The sequence below is a fragment of the Microcoleus sp. PH2017_28_MFU_U_A genome (assembly GCF_020738035.1).
In the GTDB taxonomy this organism is placed as follows: domain Bacteria; phylum Cyanobacteriota; class Cyanobacteriia; order Cyanobacteriales; family Microcoleaceae; genus Microcoleus.
In genome coordinates this window covers 39,107-57,300 of record NZ_JAEQCX010000042.1, presented here as the reverse complement: position 1 = coordinate 57,300, position 18,194 = coordinate 39,107, and the positions used below count along the sequence as shown (strand labels likewise).

The 18,194-nt window shown below is 44.6% G+C and carries 7 protein-coding genes; 5 read left to right on the top strand and 2 right to left on the bottom strand.

Annotated features, from left to right (window positions below; all coding sequences use genetic code 11):
- The first annotated feature begins 433 nt into the window (after positions 1-433).
- Positions 434-580, top strand: coding sequence for a hypothetical protein (locus tag JGK14_RS09425; protein WP_293203166.1), 147 nt, complete (start codon positions 434-436; stop codon positions 578-580).
- On the opposite strand, the gene gatB is transcribed toward JGK14_RS09425, so the two are convergent.
- The gene (gatB, locus tag JGK14_RS09420; protein WP_293190915.1) at positions 577-2,067 is read right to left on the bottom strand and encodes an Asp-tRNA(Asn)/Glu-tRNA(Gln) amidotransferase subunit GatB; all 1,491 of its coding nucleotides are present in this window, start codon (positions 2,065-2,067) and stop codon (positions 577-579) included. The two genes, JGK14_RS09425 and gatB, sit on opposite strands and share 4 nt — an antisense overlap.
- Positions 2,068-2,256: 189 nt before the next feature.
- Positions 2,257-2,697: a hypothetical protein gene (locus tag JGK14_RS09415; protein ID WP_325314993.1), complete on the bottom strand. Its 441-nt coding sequence runs from the start codon at positions 2,695-2,697 to the stop codon at positions 2,257-2,259.
- A gap of 61 nt (positions 2,698-2,758) precedes the next feature.
- On the opposite strand from JGK14_RS09415, the gene JGK14_RS09410 reads away from it, so the two are divergent.
- From JGK14_RS09410 to JGK14_RS09395, 4 genes are all read left to right on the top strand, one after another.
- Complete coding sequence (locus JGK14_RS09410) at positions 2,759-6,046, top strand: PAS domain-containing sensor histidine kinase (protein ID WP_293219396.1); 3,288 nt, start codon at positions 2,759-2,761, stop codon at positions 6,044-6,046.
- A 395-nt stretch (positions 6,047-6,441) separates the two neighbouring features.
- Entirely contained in the window at positions 6,442-9,612 is a 3,171-nt protein-coding gene (locus tag JGK14_RS09405; protein ID WP_325314992.1) for an EAL domain-containing protein, read from the top strand.
- Between the two features lie 126 nt (positions 9,613-9,738).
- Complete coding sequence (locus JGK14_RS09400; protein ID WP_293179901.1) at positions 9,739-11,328, top strand: glycoside hydrolase family 57 protein; 1,590 nt, start codon at positions 9,739-9,741, stop codon at positions 11,326-11,328.
- Positions 11,329-12,290: 962 nt separating this feature from the next.
- Positions 12,291-17,963: a trifunctional serine/threonine-protein kinase/ATP-binding protein/sensor histidine kinase gene (locus JGK14_RS09395; RefSeq protein ID WP_293219393.1), complete on the top strand. Its 5,673-nt coding sequence runs from the start codon at positions 12,291-12,293 to the stop codon at positions 17,961-17,963.
- The last annotated feature ends 231 nt before the right edge of the window (positions 17,964-18,194 follow it).

Here is an 18,194-nt window from a genome sequence, read left to right as displayed (position 1 = left end):
TTCCTGCTGCGATTATTCGGTATTGGTCCAGCCAGAATCTTGCGATCCGTATTTTTACGACCGTAGTCACAAAAAAAAAGACAAAAAAAGAGAGAGCTACGAAAGTAACTCTCTTTGCCATCAGGGTGCATCTACATAACACAATATAACACGACAGGACTGAGGGGTGACACCCCCAAATGTGAAGATATTGTCAAGAAATGTATACTTAATTGTAAAGTTACCATGAAGCGGGAAGGACGGGCTCAGGAAAAACCGATCGCCCGCTACTCTATCCGCTACACGATACCACGATTGAAACCTTCCAGAAACCGCTCATCCGTATTTTCACGTCCGTGTCCCACAAAAAAAAGACAAAAAAAAGAGAGAGCTACGGAAGTAACTCTCCTTGCCATCAGGGTGCATCTACATAACAGAATATAACACAACAGGCATGAGGGGTGATACCCCTAAATGTGAAGATATTGTCAAGAAATGTATACTTAATTGTAAAGTTACCATGAAGCGGGAAGGACGGGCTCAGGAAAAACCGATCGCCCGCCACTCTATCCGCTACACGACTCCTTTAACGACTGCTTAGGCTGGGCTGTTAAGCTTGGCTGCCAGCAACTCATTGGTCAATTTGGGATCTGCCCGGCCGCCTGTTTCTTTCATCACCTTGCCGACGAAAAAGCCCAGCAGCTTAGTTTTGCCAGCCCGGTACTGTTCGAGCTCCTTGGGATTGGCGGCCAACACTGCATCGATCGCGCGATCGATCGCCCCTGTATCAGAAATTTGAATCAAACCCTTGCTTTCAACCAACTTCTGAGGCGAACCGCCGTTTGCTAGTAACTCCGGCAAAATATCCTTAGCGATTTTGCCGCTGATCGTGCCAGCATCAATTAGCCCCAGCAGTTCGGCCAAATCCTGCGGTTGGAAAGGAATTTGTGCGATCGCCAGTTTCTCATTTTTCAGATAAGCAGTGATATCGCCCATCACCCAATTCGCAGCGCCTTTAGCCACAGCACCGGCGGCGATCGACTTTTCAAAATACTCAGCCACCGCTTTGTCGTCAGTCAAAACCCGCGCGTCGTAGGGAGAAAGACCTAGTTGAGTTTCGTAGCGGTATCGTTTTTCTGCTGGCAATTCCGGCAGTTGAGCTTTCCAATCGTGCAGTTGATCTGCCGAAACTTCGATCGGAGGCAAATCCGGTTCCGGGAAATAGCGGTAATCGCTCGCACCTTCCTTAATCCGCATACTGAAAGTACACTGCTTGTTTTCATCCCAAAGCCGCGTTTCTTGGATGATGGTTTCGCCATTTTCGATCGCTTGAATTTGCCGCTCGATCTCGTAATCGATCGCCCGTTCGATCGCATTAAAAGAGTTCATATTTTTAATTTCCACCTTCGTGCCGAACTCTTTTCTGCCAACGGGGCGCACCGAAATATTCACGTCGCAGCGCAGGGAACCTTCCTGCATATTCCCGTCGCCGACACCGATATAACGCACGATCCGGCGCAATTCTTGACCGTACTCGGCAGCTTCCGCGCCCGTTCGCAAATCCGGTTCCGAAACAATTTCGATTAAAGGCACGCCGGCGCGGTTGTAATCTACCATTGAATAAGTAGAACCGCTGAGGCGATCGCTACCGCCGTGAACCAATTTCCCTGCATCTTCCTCCATGTGCAAGCGAGTGATTCCGATTTTTTTTCTAGTAGAATTGCCTGTCTCGTCCACCAGTTCAATTTCTATTGAACCGTTAGTAGCGATCGGCAAATCGAACTGAGAAATTTGATAATTTTTTGGCAAATCGGGATAGAAATATTGCTTGCGGTCAAACTTACTATAAGGTGCAATTTGACAGTTGAGAGCTAGCCCTGCCTTCACTGCATACTCCAGCACTTTTTGATTTAATACTGGCAACACTCCAGGCATCCCCATACAAATTGGGTCAATGTTAGTATTTGGAGCATTACCAAATTCTGTAGAAGAGCTGGAGAAAATTTTAGTATTCGTACTCAATTGACAGTGAGTTTCGAGACCGATAACAGCTTCGTACTGAGTTTTAACTGATGTAGCAGCAGTCATAAGAGACCTATAAAGACTGAATAACTTTAAGATTAGACCTCTTACAAAAATAGTTAGGACGGGCTAGAAGCCCATCCCGGGCTAGAAGCCCATCCCACAAAAATCTTTTTTCTTGTGGGATGGGCTTCTAGCCCGTCCCAAAATTTGGTTAAAAGGATTTTTGCAAGAGGTCTATTATATTTTAGCTGTTTATTGACGAAACCGACTTGGGAGTATTTGTCGGCTAGGGACGGTTTTCACTTCACACCGGCAGAGTTCGCAAACAAGATCGATCGACCATTTGGGCCACTGGTGGCTAATAATTGACTTCCCTGGGTTAGTTTTCCCCCGCCGCGCTCTTCTTGCTGGCGATCGGCACACCCAATGCTCTACTACGGATGCGCGATCGGCTCGCGCACAGATCTGCCTCAGTATTATTTCGACGCCACGGGAACACAATCCTGTGCAAAAATATACAGAGCAGAGTGCGCCCGTACTTGGGTGAGGAGAGTTTTGGGGCGATCGATCGCAAGTGCCGATCTGCACGCTAAACCTATACCTGCCGTCTTTAATAGCACCGCCGCCACTCAAAATCGGCGCCACGCACAAATTAAAAAGTAAAAATGTATAATTTAACAATAAACTACACATTTTTAATTGTTAAAGTTTAATTTAAAAGTCTCAACCTAACACTTGCTTAACTGTCAAAAATATGCCTGAAATTCCAGTGGAAAGTGCCGCACTGTTTCAGAACAGCATCACTGAGCTAGAGGAGGTGGAATCAGCCCTCGAACTCGCTTGGAACGAACTCGAAAAACAAACAGCAGAAACCATTGCTCAGATAGCCAAAGCCGGCGCCGCAAACGCACAGGAAATCAGCGAGCGCTTTGTCGCAGCCAAGGAACTCCGCCAGCAACTTCAAACCAAAATAAAACAAGCCAACTCGCAGCGGGAATTTCACCTAGAAAACTCGCCAATGGCAGTTCTAGAGTGGGATAGCGAACTGCGGGTAGTGCGGTGGTCGCCAATGGCCGAACAAATATTTGGCTGGAGTGCAGCAGAAATAATCGGCCAATACTGGCACGAATGCTCAATAATTTATCCAGAAGACTTCGAGCAAGTCAGCGCTGCGGCAAATCAAATGTTTTACAGCAGAGAACCCCGCAACGTTTGCCGCAACCGCAACTCTACCAAAGATGGCTCAGTAATTTACTGCGAGTGGTACAATTCTGCACTAATCGATGCAGAAGGAAAATTAGTTTCAATTCTGTCTTTTGCCACAGACATCACCGAACAGCACCGCACTCAAGAACAACTTCGCCAGCGCCAACAGGCCTTCAGCGCCCTAGCGGAAAATGCTACCGATATCATAGCGCGGTTCGATCGAGAACTGCGCCACCTTTACGTCAACAAAGAAGTCGAACGAGCCACCGGAAAACCCCCCTCAGAATTTATCGGCAAAAGCAACAAAGAATTAGGAATGTCCCCCCACATTTGCAACCTGTGGGACGAAGCGTGTGTCAAAGTTTGTCGCACCGGCAAACAAGAAACCATCGAATTTGACTTTCCCACTCCCGATGGGACAAAATACTATCAAAGTCGAGTAATTCCCGAATTTGCTGAGGACAATTCAGTAGAAACAGTTTTAAGCATCACCCGGGACATCACAGAAATCAAACAAGTCGAAGCTCAGTTGCGTCAAAGCGAAGCTAGGTTTAGGCGCGTAGTTAACTCTAATATTATCGGCATCTTTTTTTGGGAAATTAACGGTCAGATTACCGACGCAAATCAAGCTTTTTTAAACCTAGTAAAATACACAAGACACGATTTGCTTGAAAAAAAAATTAGCTGGCTAAAAATGACACCGCCAAAGTACCGCAGCCTAGACGAACAAAAACTTGCAGAAATGACAGTTACCACCACAGCTATTCCCTATGAAAAAGAATACATCTGCTCGGACGGCAGCCGCGTTCCGGTGCTGCTAGGCGCTGCATTTTTAGAAGGAAGCCAGGAAGTTGGGGTGAGTTTTGTGCTGGATTTGACACAGCGCAAACAAGCTGAATTAGAGCTGCAAAAACAGCAAAAACTTTTAGAAAGCATTGTTACAACCCTCCCGAACTTTCTGTACATTTACGACACAGAAGCACAGCAAAATATCTATGCCAATGCAGCCGTCACAGCCATCCTGGGCTACACTCCCCAAGAAATGCAAGAGTTGGGTACAGAAGCTATTTCTAGCTTAGTTCACCCCGAGGATCTGCACAAGTTAAGTGCAAGTATGCAGTGGCTGGCACACAGCACCAACCCTCACGCTACAAATGACACTGACTACAGAATCAAACACAAAAACGGCGAATGGCGGTGGGTGCACGATCGATCGACAATTTTCAAAAGAACCCCAGGGGGACAAATTCAGCAAATTATCGGTTCGATACTCGACATCAGCGATGCCGTGGCGGCAGCTACGCAACGCAAACAAGCCGAAGAATCCTTAAAAGAGCAAAACGAAGTGCTGCAAACAATCTTCGACAACGTGCCAGTCATGCTATCATTCTTGGGACATAGCGGTGAAATAGAGTGGGTAAACCGCTACTGGGAAAAAGTGCTGGGCTGGAGTTTTGCAGAACTCAAAAACTACGATATCTTTGCCGAATGCTACCCGCAGGCAGAATACCGCCAATACGTTTTGGATGAAATCCAAGCAGCAACTGAGAACTGGAAAGACTTCAAAACAACAGTTAGAGACGGGCGAATAATTGACACTACTTGGGCAAATATTCGTCTCTCCGACGGCCGACACATCGGCATCGGTCAAGATATCAGCGATCGCAAACGAGCCGAAGAAGAACTCAAACAGCTCTACGAAACTTTAGAAGTTCAAGTTGCCCAGCGTACCGCCGAACTTGAAACTTTTTTTGATGCTTTACCCGATCACATTTTTGTTGTAGAACGCGAAGATATGCGTCAGGTTTTTGTCAATCAACCTTTGGCAAAAATGGCAGGGTTCAACAGCCGAAAAGAAATGCAAGGAAAAACCGTGTCTGAGTGTTTTTCCCCTGAAGTTGTCACAAAATTTGTGCGTGAAAACTTGCTGGTATTTGAATCAGGTGAAACTCTACACTTGCAAGAAAAATTTGTATTGTCCGGCGATACTGTTTACTTCGACACTTTTAAAATTCCTCTCAGGAATCTCGATGGCGAGGTTTATGCTTTAATTGGCACTTCTCGCGATATCACTGAGTTGGTTGAGACAAAACAAGCTTTGTCGAAACGCACTGAGCAATTAGAGGCTGCTAATCAAGAATTAGAATCTTTTTGCTATTCTGTTTCCCACGATCTCCGCGCTCCTTTACGCCATATTTCAGGTTTTGTTAATGCTTTGAAACAACGCTTAGAATCAACTGAAATCTTGAACGATCCTAAAATCGTTCACTACATGGAAGTGATTGATGATAGCAGCCAAAAAATGAGTTTGTTGATTGACGGTTTACTCGCTCTTTCGCGGGTGGGCCGCACCGAGTTAGTGCAAATTCCGATCGATCTCACCCGCCTGGTGCAAACTGCGATTAAATTGACTAAACCCCGAACAGCCGGAGATCTGGGCCCAACTCCCGACAGCGTTGAATTTGCCGTCGGAGATTTGCCGACGGTGATGGGAGATCCCACCTTGCTGCAACAGGTGTTCAGCAACTTGATTAGCAACGCCGTCAAGTTCAGCCGCGGACGCACTCCGGCTACAATAGTTATTGATTCCTTACCTGATGGAACGATTTTTGTCAAGGATAACGGCGTGGGTTTTCCGATGGAATATGCCGATCGACTTTTTGGAGCCTTTGTGAGGCTGCATTCCCAGAGAGAATTTGAAGGTACGGGGATCGGTTTGGCGATCGTCGGGCGGATTATTCACCGCCACGGCGGCACGATTTGGGCAGAAAGCATACCTAGTCAAGGAGCCACGTTCTACTTTAAACTAGGCAAACAATCTCAAACAGCAATGTAGATTCGCAAGTGACCAGTATATAGCAGTTCTCAGAAAGATCGGGTACGCTTGGGTAATCGGGAAAAAGGTAATCGGCAATCACCGAAAAGCTTGCTGTTCAAAAGCTTTCTGGCACATTATTCATTACCTATTACCAGACATACGTCACTCTTCGCCTTCGATGCTATAGTAGTTCTTAATTTATAATTGAAAACTATTATACAGTTCAATAAGTAACAGTCGGTTCTGCCAGCCCTCCGTTGCACGTGCTAAATCAATGTCATCAAAACATCATTAATATTGCTAAAGCATTAAAAATCTAACTAAAAACAGTGATACAAACTTAACTATACTCAATTTAATAAATGAAATCTAGCCCAAAAACGAACAACAAATTTAATACTCCACAATACCGTATGTTAGATAGAACTCAGACAAACTATTTACTAAAAACAGTATCAGAATCAACGTTAAAATTGTTGATTGTCGAAGACATGGCGGAAGATCTGGAATTAATAGTGCTCGCGTTAGAAGCGGGGGGAGTAAATTTTAACTACGATACTGCCGAAACAGCAACAGAATGCAGACAACTGATCCACAATTGCAAGTACGACGCAGTGCTGTCAGATTACCGCCTCCCTGGGTTTAACGGTTTAGAAGTGTTGAAATTAATGCAGGAATTAGGGCAAGAAATACCATTTATTTTAGTAACGGGAAGTTTGGGAGAAGAAGCGGCAGTTGAGTGCATCAAAGCCGGCATGAACGATTTTGTATTAAAAGGGCGGCTGTTTAGGCTGCCAACAGTATTAGAACGATCGCTCCAAGAATACAAAATGCGCCGCCAGCAACAATTCGCGATCGCCCAAATTCAGCGGCAAGCGACTCGTGAGGCGATCGTCAACCGCATCATCCAAGCCATGCGCGAAACCCTGGTACTCGACGAAGTGCTGCAAACTACCGCAGATCAACTGCACGAATCTCTCGAAATCAGCGGCTGCGCGATCTTGCAGCCAGATGCTGAAGGCAGGATTGTAGTCCGCCATATCAGCAAAGCCGCAGAGAAACAAGGACTCATCGGGCTAAATTGCACATTTGCCCAACACTACCAAACCTCCCTCGCGGCAGGAGAAGCCGTCGTCATCGAAGAGTTATCGGGCCTGTGCCCGTCCCTGCAAGCATCAGCAGAGTTTGTAGGGTTTCGCACCGTCACGATCGCACCGCTGCTTTACCGTCAGTCATTTTTGGGAGGAATTAGTATCTATCAGTGCGATCGCGATCGCTATTGGAGCGCCGAAGAACTGTCGCTACTCAAAGCGATCGCAGATCAATGTGCGATCGCAATCCACCAAGCCGAACTCTACCAACAAGCCCAAACCGAACTCGCAGAACGCAAACGCGCTGAAGCCGAAGTCCGCGGCATCCAGCAACAGCTAGCCACAATGGCAGCCAACATTCCCGGTTCAGTCTACCGCGCCGTGCTGCATCCAGACGGCACAACCTCCATGCCCTACATTAGTCCGGGGGTGCGCGAACTTACTGGGATCGGGCCAGAAGAAGCAATGGCGTACCCCGAACAGTTGACCAAAATCATCCATCCCGATGACAAAAGTTCCTATGACAGCAGCGTCGCAGCATCGAGTGCCAGTCTGTTGCCCTGCGATCGCCAGTACCGGATCCTGTTGAATTCAGGCCAAGTCAAGTGGGTGCAAGACAGCGCCAGATTTTCCAAAAACAAAAACGGGGACATCATTATAGACGGAGTAGCCCTTGATATCAGCGGACGCAAACAGGCAGAATCAGCCCTCAGACAAAGCGAACAGCGATTTCGATCGCTGATTGAAAACGCCACAGACATCACGATCATTCTCGACGCCGAGGGCATATTCCGCTACATCAGCCCTTCCGTCAAGCGAATTTTAGGCTACGCGCCCCACCAGGCGATCGGGCGCAGCGCCCTAGGGACTGTTCATCCCGACGACTGCGCCGCGATCGCCCAAACCCTCCACAAAGCCATTGAAAACCCCAAAACAAGCCAGTGCCCCCTGGAGTATAGAGTGCTCCACCGCAACGGTTCCTGGTGTTATGTAGAAGCTGTAGCCACCAATTTACTGCACGATCCGGCAGTCAAGGGCATCGTGATCAACTGCCACGACATCACTCAGCGCAAACTCGCCGAAGCACAATTGCTGCACGACGCTTTTCACGATGCCCTTACCGGATTGCCCAACCGATCGCTATTTAGCGATCGGCTGGAACACGCTCTGAGGCTAGCAAAACGGCGCAAAGACTACTTATTTGCCGTGCTGTTTCTCGATTTAGATCGATTTAAAGTAGTCAACGATTCCCTCGGCCATGCGATCGGCGATCAACTGCTAGTTGCGATCGCGCAGCGTCTAACAGCTTGTCTCAGAGTCGGAGATACAGTGGCCCGCCTCGGAGGAGACGAATTTGTGCTGTTACTCGAAGACATCGACGGCGTAAATGAAGCTACCAACATAGTCAACCGCTTGCAAAAGACAATCACCTCCCCCATCCTGCTAGACGGACACGAAGTCTTTATCACCGCCAGCATCGGCATTGCATTGAGCTCCGGCGAATACGAGGAACCGACAAGCCTGCTACGCGACGCCGATACAGCCATGTACCGCGCCAAAGAACTCGGCAGAGCCCGACACGAAGTTTTCAATAGTTCCATGCACGCCCACGCTTTGAAGCTGTTGCAGTTAGAAAATGACCTGCGACGGGCGATCGAATCAATTAGAGACCCCGCTAGAGAAGAAGACTCTCCGCAATCAGCCCGATCGGGCTTACCTCCCTTATCCCTAACACCCCAGTTTATCATTCACTACCAGCCGATTATGTCGATCGCCCATAACACAATTATCGGTTTTGAGGCCCTGGTGCGGTGGCAGCATCCAGAACGAGGCTTAGTTTCGCCCAACGAATTTATTCCCATAGCCGAAGAAACCGGATTGATCGTACCGCTGGGCCGCTGGGTACTCCGCACAGCTTGCCAGCAAATCCGCCAGTGGCAGCAGCTATTTCAAAATAACCCGCCCTTAAGCGTCAGCGTCAACCTGTCAGTCAAACAGTTTTCTCAGCCAGATTTAATCGAATATATCGATCGAGTTCTCGAAGAAAGTCACCTCGACGGCAACAGTTTAAAGCTAGAAATTACCGAAAGCGTACTCATAGAAAATTCCGAATCAGTCACAGCCATGCTGGTGCAGCTTAGAGCCCGAAACATACACCTGTGCATCGACGACTTCGGCACCGGCTATTCATCACTCTCCTACCTGCACCGCTTCCCCACCAATACCTTAAAAATAGACCGATCCTTTGTCAGCAGGATGGGAGGCGACTTCGACCTCGGCAAAGGAGGCATCGACCCCACAGAAATTGTGCGATCGATCGTGACTTTATCCCACAATTTAGGAATGGATGTAGTAGCAGAAGGAGTCGAAGAAGCCTCGCAACTATCGATACTCAAAGGATTAAAATGCGAGTTCGCCCAGGGATTCTTTTTCTCAAAGCCAGTAGACTCTCAAACAGCAGCAGTCTTAATCCAGCAGCAAGCACAAAATTAGAATTTGCGAAGATTTAGTCTGTCACACAAAGGTCATTAAAAAAACACTGAACTTTGTGGATCCCATTTCGGCATAAAATCTTAAAATATTTTAAAGCTGTCCCTAACTGGCGTCATCCAAATCATTATGGCTATTGGCTACCTCGCCCTCGTTCTCCACGCCCACCTGCCCTTTGTCCGCCACCCCGAAAGCGACTACGTTTTAGAAGAAGAATGGCTGTTTGAGGCGATCGCCGAAACCTACATTCCCCTGCTGCAAGTCTTTGAAGGGCTAAAGCGCGACGGCATCGACTTTAAAATTACCATGAGCATGACACCGCCCTTGGTAGCCATGCTGCGCGACCCCTTGCTGCAAGACCGTTTCGACGACCACTTAGCAAAACTCGAAGAACTAGCCGAACTCGAAATTGAACACAACAGCGACAACGGTCACGTTAGGTACTTAGCCGAACATTACACCGCCCACTTCTCCCAAGTTCGGAATTATTGGGAAAAGTTCGATCGAGATTTAGTCAAAGCCTTCAAACAATTTCAAGACAGCAACAACCTTGAAATCATGACCTGCGGGGCCACCCACGGCTACCTACCGCTGATGAAAATGTACCCCGAAGCAGTTTGGGCGCAAATACAAGTAGCCTGCGAAAGCTACGAACAAAACTTCGGCCGCCGCCCAAAAGGCATTTGGCTGCCCGAATGCGCCTACTACGAAGGCTTAGAGAGGATGTTAGCCGACGCCGGCCTCCGCTACTTCCTCACAGACGGTCACGGCATCCTCTACGCCCGCCCGCGTCCCCGCTACGGTAGCTACGCCCCAATTTTCACCGAATGCGGAGTAGCAGCATTCGGTCGGGATCACGAATCATCCCAGCAAGTTTGGTCATCCGAAGTCGGCTATCCGGGCGCCGCCGAATACCGCGAATTTTACAAAGATTTAGGTTGGGAAGCCGAATACGACTACATCAAACCCTACATCATGCCCAACGGCCAGCGCAAAAACACCGGGATTAAATATCACAAAATCACCGGTCGCGGATTGGGTTTAGGCGACAAACAGTTATACGATCCGTATTGGGCGCGGGAAAAAGCAGCCGAACACGCCAGCAACTTTGCCTTTAATCGCGAACGCCAAGTCGAGCACCTCAACGGCATCATGCAGCGTCCTCCGATTATCGTTTCACCTTACGACGCCGAACTTTTCGGTCACTGGTGGTACGAAGGGCCTTGGTTCTTAGACTACCTGTTCCGCAAGAGTTGGTACGACCAAAATACCTACGAAATGACGCACTTAGCCGATTATTTGCGCGGAAATCCGACTCAGCAAGTATGCCGTCCGTCCCAGTCTAGCTGGGGTTTCCGGGGTTTCCACGAATATTGGCTAAACGATACCAATGCTTGGATTTACCCGCACTTGCACAAAGCCGCGGAACGGATGATTGAATTGGGAAACATGGAAGCAGAGGATGAGTTGCAGTTGCGGGCTTTGAATCAGGCTGCGCGGGAAGTGTTGTTAGCTCAATCGTCTGACTGGGCGTTTATCATGCGTACAGGGACGATGGTGCCCTATGCAGTGCGGCGGACGCGATCGCACTTAATGCGTTTCCACAAGCTGTACGATGAAGTCAAAGAAGGCAAAGTCGATTCCGGCTGGTTGGAGAAGGTTCAGGAGATAGACAACATCTTCCCCGAGATCAATTATCGCGTTTATCGATCGCTTTAAGCAAACTTCGAGCTAATTTCCCGCATAAAAAAACCCGCCAGTGCGGGTTTTTTTATTAAGTCTTAATTTACCCGCTCGTAGTAAGTCTTAGGGTGCGCCGCCATCAACAATATGTCGAGCAAATCGAACCATATAGTAGCAACGCACCATGCCAGGGGTGGCTTAACTAATATCATTTCTCTCAATTAGGACTTACGCACTGGTGGTCTGAAACCGGATTTTTTTACAAAAATTATTCTCTAGAGGCACAACTTTTGGCGAAAAACCTGTTTACTCGATCTAAAATGCGTAATTAGTGTCAATTTTTGATACTAAAAAATTAGTTTTAAGTGTGTTTACTCAACTATTTTTCAGGTGCATCGCTGCTCAAAAAGTCGATTTTTATTGAAGATTTTTTATGTATCGGCACCCTAGGGCTTCAGACTACGTTTATCAACGTTAATCAGCCGTTTCCCTATCCATCAAAAAATTATGGGCGTTGCTGAATTTAGGTATGATTCAGTCGCTTAGGCAATCTCGGAAATGAGCGAGTAGGGGCAATTCATGAATTGCCCCTACTCGCTCATTTCCGAGGCAAATCATACTCCAAATCAGGAACGCCTAATTTTGTTCTCTAATTATACCGCGAATTTAGGAATACCAATTTGCTTACTTGTTCAGACGAAAAGAACATCAGGTTTGAGCGAACCAACTATACAATAAACAATCCTAATTTTTTATTGGTATTTAGAGGGTGGCAAAACTTGCGATCGCTTTTGGTAGTAGCAATAAAATGAAAATCATGTGGAAATTACGGATTCTAATCAGACCCCAAGTACGTTAAGATAATTTGTATCACAAACATAGTCAACCAAAAAACTCCCAAAAAGCTCTCAGATATTGTGTAAAAAAGCACACTTTTAGATTGACTGTGGTATATTATAACATAATTCACTCACTAGATTTAATTTAACTAAATGCTTATGAGTATTAAGATTAACTACCAATTAATAGAAAAAATCAACCAAGGTTTGAATACAGTAGTTTATCGGGCTCAGAGGAAGCAAGATCGACAAGCTGTAATCATCAAAATTTTGAGAGCAGAATATCCTAATCTCGAAGAGATTATGCAATTGAGACATGAATACGAACTCTCTAGAAATCTCAATTTAGAAGGTATTGTCAAGCCCTACGGATTAGAAAATCATCGCAATGGTCTGGCATTGATATTAGAAGATTCAAAAGGAGAAGCACTCAAAAACTTTTTGAGCATTCACAAGCTTAAACTAAAAGATTTTTTATCAATCGCTATTCAGTTAGCAGATACTCTGGGTAAACTGCATGACAACCAAATTATTCATAAAGATATTAAACCAACAAATATCATCATCCATCCTGCCACCCTCCAAGTAAAAATTACTGACTTTAGTATTGCTACGCGATTGTCTAGATCGACCCAAACACTCAGCCATCCCAATTTACTAGAAGGCACAATTGCCTATATGTCACCAGAGCAAACTGGGCGGATGAATCGCTCAATTGACTACCGCACAGACTTCTACTCTTTAGGTATCACATTCTATGAAATGATGTGCGGTGAAGTGCCATTTAAAGCTACAGATCCAATGGAATTAGTTCACTGCCATATCGCTAAACAGCCTGTATCGCCCTGGAAGATTATATGTGCAAAAGAGCAAAATAGGCAAGTAGAAATTAGCAGCAATCACTCCAAATCTCAAATTCAAAATGGCGAGATTCTCAAAGCAATTTCTGACATTGTGATGAAATTAATAGCCAAGACTGCTGAAGATAGATATCAAAGTGGTTATGGCCTCAAGGCCGATCTAGAACAATGTCTAAATCAATTGCAGCAAAGTGGAAAAAATTGTAACTTTATTCCGGGCAAGTGTGATAAATCAGGTCATTTTCTGATCCCCCAAAAACTGTACGGACGAGAAACGCAAGTAGCCAATCTAATGGATGCTTTTGATAGAGTTAGTGCTGGAACAGCCGAGATGATGCTAGTTTCCGGTTACTCAGGAATAGGTAAATCATGCTTAGTTTATGAAATCCACAAACCCATTGTCAGAGCAAGGGGTTATTTTATCGCTGGTAAGTTCGATCAATTTAAACGCAATATTCCCTATGGAGCCTTGATTCAAGCTTTTGAAGAACTAATTCGACAATTGTTAACAGAAAGTTCTGAAAAAATAAATTTTTGGAAACAGGAGATTTTAAATAATTTAGGTCAAAATACTAGAGTCATAATTGACGTTATTCCCGAATTACAATTAATTGTTGGCGAGCAACCCGAAGTTACTCAACTAGGGGCAAGCGAATCACAAAACCGTTTCAATCATGTTTTTCAACAATTCATTCATATTTTTACCCAAAAAGCACATCCCCTAGTATTATTTTTAGATGATTTGCAGTGGGCAGATTCTGCTTCTTTGAAATTGATTCATGTGCTGCTAACTGACCGAGATAGCAAATATTTATTCGTGATTGGAGCATATCGAAATAACGAAGTCAGCCCAGCTCATCCGTTAATGCAGACCTTAGATAGTATTTATTCATCTGGATCGATCGTCAATAATATCATCCTTCAACCGTTGACATTTAATACCGTCAGTCAATTAGTTGCTGATACTTTGGGTGAAAGCTTCTTATCAGCAGCATCTCCTCTGACTTGCTTGTTCGATCAACAAGAACAACTTGAGGAAGAAAGTTTACTTGTAGGAAACGATGGATATGAAACACAAAGATGGCAATTACTAGCTGAGCTAGTTTTCAATAAAACTCAAGGAAATCCCTTTTTCTTAACTCAGCTACTCACTACCCTTTACGCAGAAAAGCTGTTGACATTCGACTTCAGCATTGGCAGATGGCAGTGGGACATGGGACAGATTCAAACTGTAGGAATCGCCGATTATAATGTCGTCGAACTCATCGCCAGAAACATTGAAAAACTACCTTCAGATACCCAGAAAGTTTTAAAGTTAGCAGCTTGTATTGGGAATCGATTTGATTTGGATGTTTTGGCAATAGTCAATGAAAAATCTATATCAGAAACGGCATCTGCTTTATGGGAGGGGCTTCAGACTGGTCTAATTTTGCCTTTGGGAGAAAGTGCTTGCAAAATACCGTTACTGTGCCAGAGTAATGAGTCCTTGGTAGTAGCCAATACTCAAGGAACCCAATTAGAAATTAATAATTACAAAGTTTCCTACAGATTTTTGCATGACCGAGTGCAGCAAGCAGCATATTCTCTGATTCCTACTGAGCAGCAAAAAGCTACGCACCTGAAAATTGGTCAACTCTTGTTACAGAATATGAATCCAGACATCCTAGAAGACAATATCTTTGATATTGTTAACCAGCTAAATGTCGGAGTGGAATTCCTTACCGAGCAAGAAGAAAAATATAACCTGGCTCACTTAAATTTAATAGCTGGTCGGAAAGCCAAAGCAGCGTCAGCTTATGAAGCTGCTGTCACACAACTAAGAGTAGGGTTAAAACTCTTAGCAGAAAACAGTTGGCAGACCAACTACAATCTGACACTATCACTCTATGTAGAAGCCGTAGAAGCGGAATATCTTAATACCAATTACGAAAGGTCAGCAACCCTGGCTGAAGTTGTTTTGCAAAAAGCAAACACTCTGCTCGAAAGAGTGAAGGTATACGAGCTCCAAATCCAGTTTTATATGGCTCAAAATCAGATGTTAAAAGCCATTGATACGGGTCTGCAAGTATTGGATATGCTGGGTGTTTCCTTGTCAAATGAAGTGGGCGACGGGGGTTTTGTTTTTGAGTTACCAAAGCTCAGCGACTTAGAAAATATCCCAGAAATGACAGACCCCTACAAAATAGCAGCTTTAAGGATAATGACATCCCTTGTTTCTCCTGCTGTCGCTGCTAATCCCGAAATTTTGCCCCTGCTTATAGTGAGCTTGGTTAAAATCTGCCTGGAACACGGCAACTCCCCTCTTAGTGCTGTTGCGTATGTCTCTTATAGTGTAATACTGTGTTCGGCAATCGGGGATATAGATGCCGGATATCATGCAGGCAACTTGGCTTTAAAGTTGTTGGATAAATTTAATGCGAACTCGCTTATATGTAAAGTACATCAAATATTTTATGGTTTGGTTATACATTGGAAAGCGCATGGTAAAGAAGCGTTGTTACCCTTACTCTCTGGGCTACAAAGTGGACTGGAAACTGGAGATATAGAATATGCTGGTTATTGTATTACTGTTTATTGCGCGAGCATATTTTTGACGGGGGAGCGATTAGACATTGTAGATCAGAAGCAAAGACAATATCTTGATTTGGCAATCAAGCTAAAACAAGACTATTCAATCTACTACATCAAAATATTCCACCAAATGACGCTAAATCTTGAAGATAGAAGTGGAGAAAAATGTCAGTTGATTGGCGAAAGTTTTAATGAAACACAAATGCTGCCTGTTTTTATTGAAAGTAACAATCGAACTTTGCTATATGTTTCCTATCTTGCCAAAACAATTCTTTCTTATCTATTTAAAGAACCTAAGAATGCTATTGCCAGCGCCAGTTTAGGCGCAGAACACGCAGGTAACGTCATGGGTATGGTAGTTTCTGCTCCTCATAACTTCTATTATTCCCTTGCTCTACTCGCTGTTTATCCTCAAGTTTCTCAGGCCGAACAACAACAATATATGAGCTTGGTAGAAGCTAATCAACAACAAATGCAGAAATGGGCATTCCATGCCCCCTTTAACTTCCAGCATAAGTACGAACTTGTGGAGGCCGAAAAAGCAAGGATTCAAGGGCAAATTGTAGAATCAATGGACTATTATGACCGAGCTATAACGGGAGCTAAAGAACAAGGATACATTCAGGAAGAAGCACTAGCTTCAGAACTAGCGGCAGAGTTTTATTTATCCCTGGGCAGAGACAAGTTTGCTCAAATTTATCTGACACAGGCTTACTATGGATATATTCGTTGGGGAGCCAATGCCAAAGTTAAAGATTTAGAGTCTAGATATCCTTTGGTATTTTCCGAGATTCTAAAGCGAGAATCCATAGGCCTAGAGATTAATAGGACAACAACATCGGTCGCAGGAGGAAATTCGGCGGTATTGGATTTGTCTACTGTCAACAAAGCATCTCTAGCCTTGGCTGAGGAAATAGTGCTGGATAAGTTGCTGAATAAGTTACTTAAAATTGTGATGGAAAATGCCGGAGCTACAAGTAGCTGCCTGATTCTAGAAAAAGATGGAAAGCTTTTGATAGAAGCTACAGGTGTTGTGGATAGTGATGCGGTTGTATTGTATTCAGACTCACCATTTGAAACAAGTGACAATCTTCCTATTTCTATGATTAATTATGTTCGCATTGCCAAAGAAAATATCGCATTAAATGATGCAGCAGTTTCAGGAATATTTATCAACGATCCTTACATCATCAAAACCAAGCCGAAGTCAATCTTGTCTATGCCTCTTATTAATCAAGGCAAACTAATTGGAATTATTTATTTAGAAAATAATCTGACAGTAGGTGCCTTTACAACGGAGAGGCTGGAATTGTTGAAGATACTTTCTTCACAGATAGCTATCTCCCTTAAAAATGCGATGCTCTATGGTAAATTGGAAGCCGCAACTCAAAAATTGAAAACAGCCAACGAGCAATTAGACGATTACAACCAAAGGCTGGAACAGAAAGTCGAAGCAAGGACGCTGGAGTTACAAGAAAAAAATAGACTTTTGAGAGAACAAGCAGTTGAGCTTGAACTTGCTTTACAGGAATTGCAAGCGACACAGACTCAACTAATTCAGACTGAAAAAATGTCAAGTCTGGGGCAATTGGTTGGTGGTATAGCTCACGAAATTAATAACCCGATTAACTTTATCTATGGCAATCTTACCCACTCTAGTGACTATGTCGATCACTTGCTGGGGTTGCTGAATCTTTACCAGCAGCAATTGCCTAATGCAACTCCTGAGATTCAAAACTATGCAGAAGATATTGATATCGAATTCATAATTTCAGATTTTCCTAGATTGATTGATTCGATGCAGGTAGGGGCAGAGCGCATTCGCCAGATTATCTTGTCGCTACGGAATTTCTCGCGCTTGGATGAGGCTCAAATGAAACCAGTAGATATCCATGAAGGGATCGATAGCACTCTGCTGCTGTTACAAAATCAGCTACAAGCCAGCACCTCAAAATTAGGTATTGAAATTGTTAAAGAGTATGGAAAATTGCCTAGGGTAGAGTGTTACCCCGGCTTTTTGAACCAAGTATTTATGAATATACTCAACAATGCGATTGATGCGATTGAAGAGTCATTTGCGGTTTGTCCCACAGTAGCTGCACAGAAAAAAGAATTTGTGACGCATAATAAAGGAAAAATTTGCATTCGCACCAGAGTCGTAAACCGTAATAAAGTGGAGATATCTATTGCGGACAATGGAGCGGGGATGACTGAGGAAGTATGTCGAAAAATTTTCGATCCTTTCTTTACTACGAAACCTGTGGGATCGGGTACTGGTTTGGGGTTAGCTATTAGCTATCAAATTGTGGTGGAAAAACATCAGGGGAGCTTAACTTGTATTTCAGCACGAGGTAAGGGAGCGGATTTCGTGATTGAGATTCCTATTCAGCAGAAAATTTAATAAGGAGAAGGTAGCAGGTATAATTTTTCTGAAAATTTGATAGTTAAAAATTATTCTATATTTTCGTCTTTCGATTATTGGCAATACCCTTTTTCAAGGGTTTTGCTACATCAGTCATGGATGCAAGTTTCACATTAAAGAAAGGTACGTTGTTGCGCTTGAGCGCTCTCATGTATCAACTAGAGCGCTCAAGCGCAACAACGTACCTAATTTTCGGACATTAGCGCTAAG

What these genes read in the sequence shown, in the direction of transcription:
- JGK14_RS09425 (WP_293203166.1), top strand. Translation starts at nt 434, where the DNA reads ATGAGGGGTGATACCCCTAAATGTGAAGATATTGTCAAGAAATGTATA.
- gatB (WP_293190915.1), bottom strand. Translation starts at nt 2,067, where the DNA reads ATGACTGCTGCTACATCAGTTAAAACTCAGTACGAAGCTGTTATCGGT.
- JGK14_RS09415 (WP_325314993.1), bottom strand. Translation starts at nt 2,697, where the DNA reads ATGTGTAGTTTATTGTTAAATTATACATTTTTACTTTTTAATTTGTGC.
- JGK14_RS09410 (WP_293219396.1), top strand. Translation starts at nt 2,759, where the DNA reads ATGCCTGAAATTCCAGTGGAAAGTGCCGCACTGTTTCAGAACAGCATC.
- JGK14_RS09405 (WP_325314992.1), top strand. Translation starts at nt 6,442, where the DNA reads ATGTTAGATAGAACTCAGACAAACTATTTACTAAAAACAGTATCAGAA.
- JGK14_RS09400 (WP_293179901.1), top strand. Translation starts at nt 9,739, where the DNA reads ATGGCTATTGGCTACCTCGCCCTCGTTCTCCACGCCCACCTGCCCTTT.
- JGK14_RS09395 (WP_293219393.1), top strand. Translation starts at nt 12,291, where the DNA reads ATGAGTATTAAGATTAACTACCAATTAATAGAAAAAATCAACCAAGGT.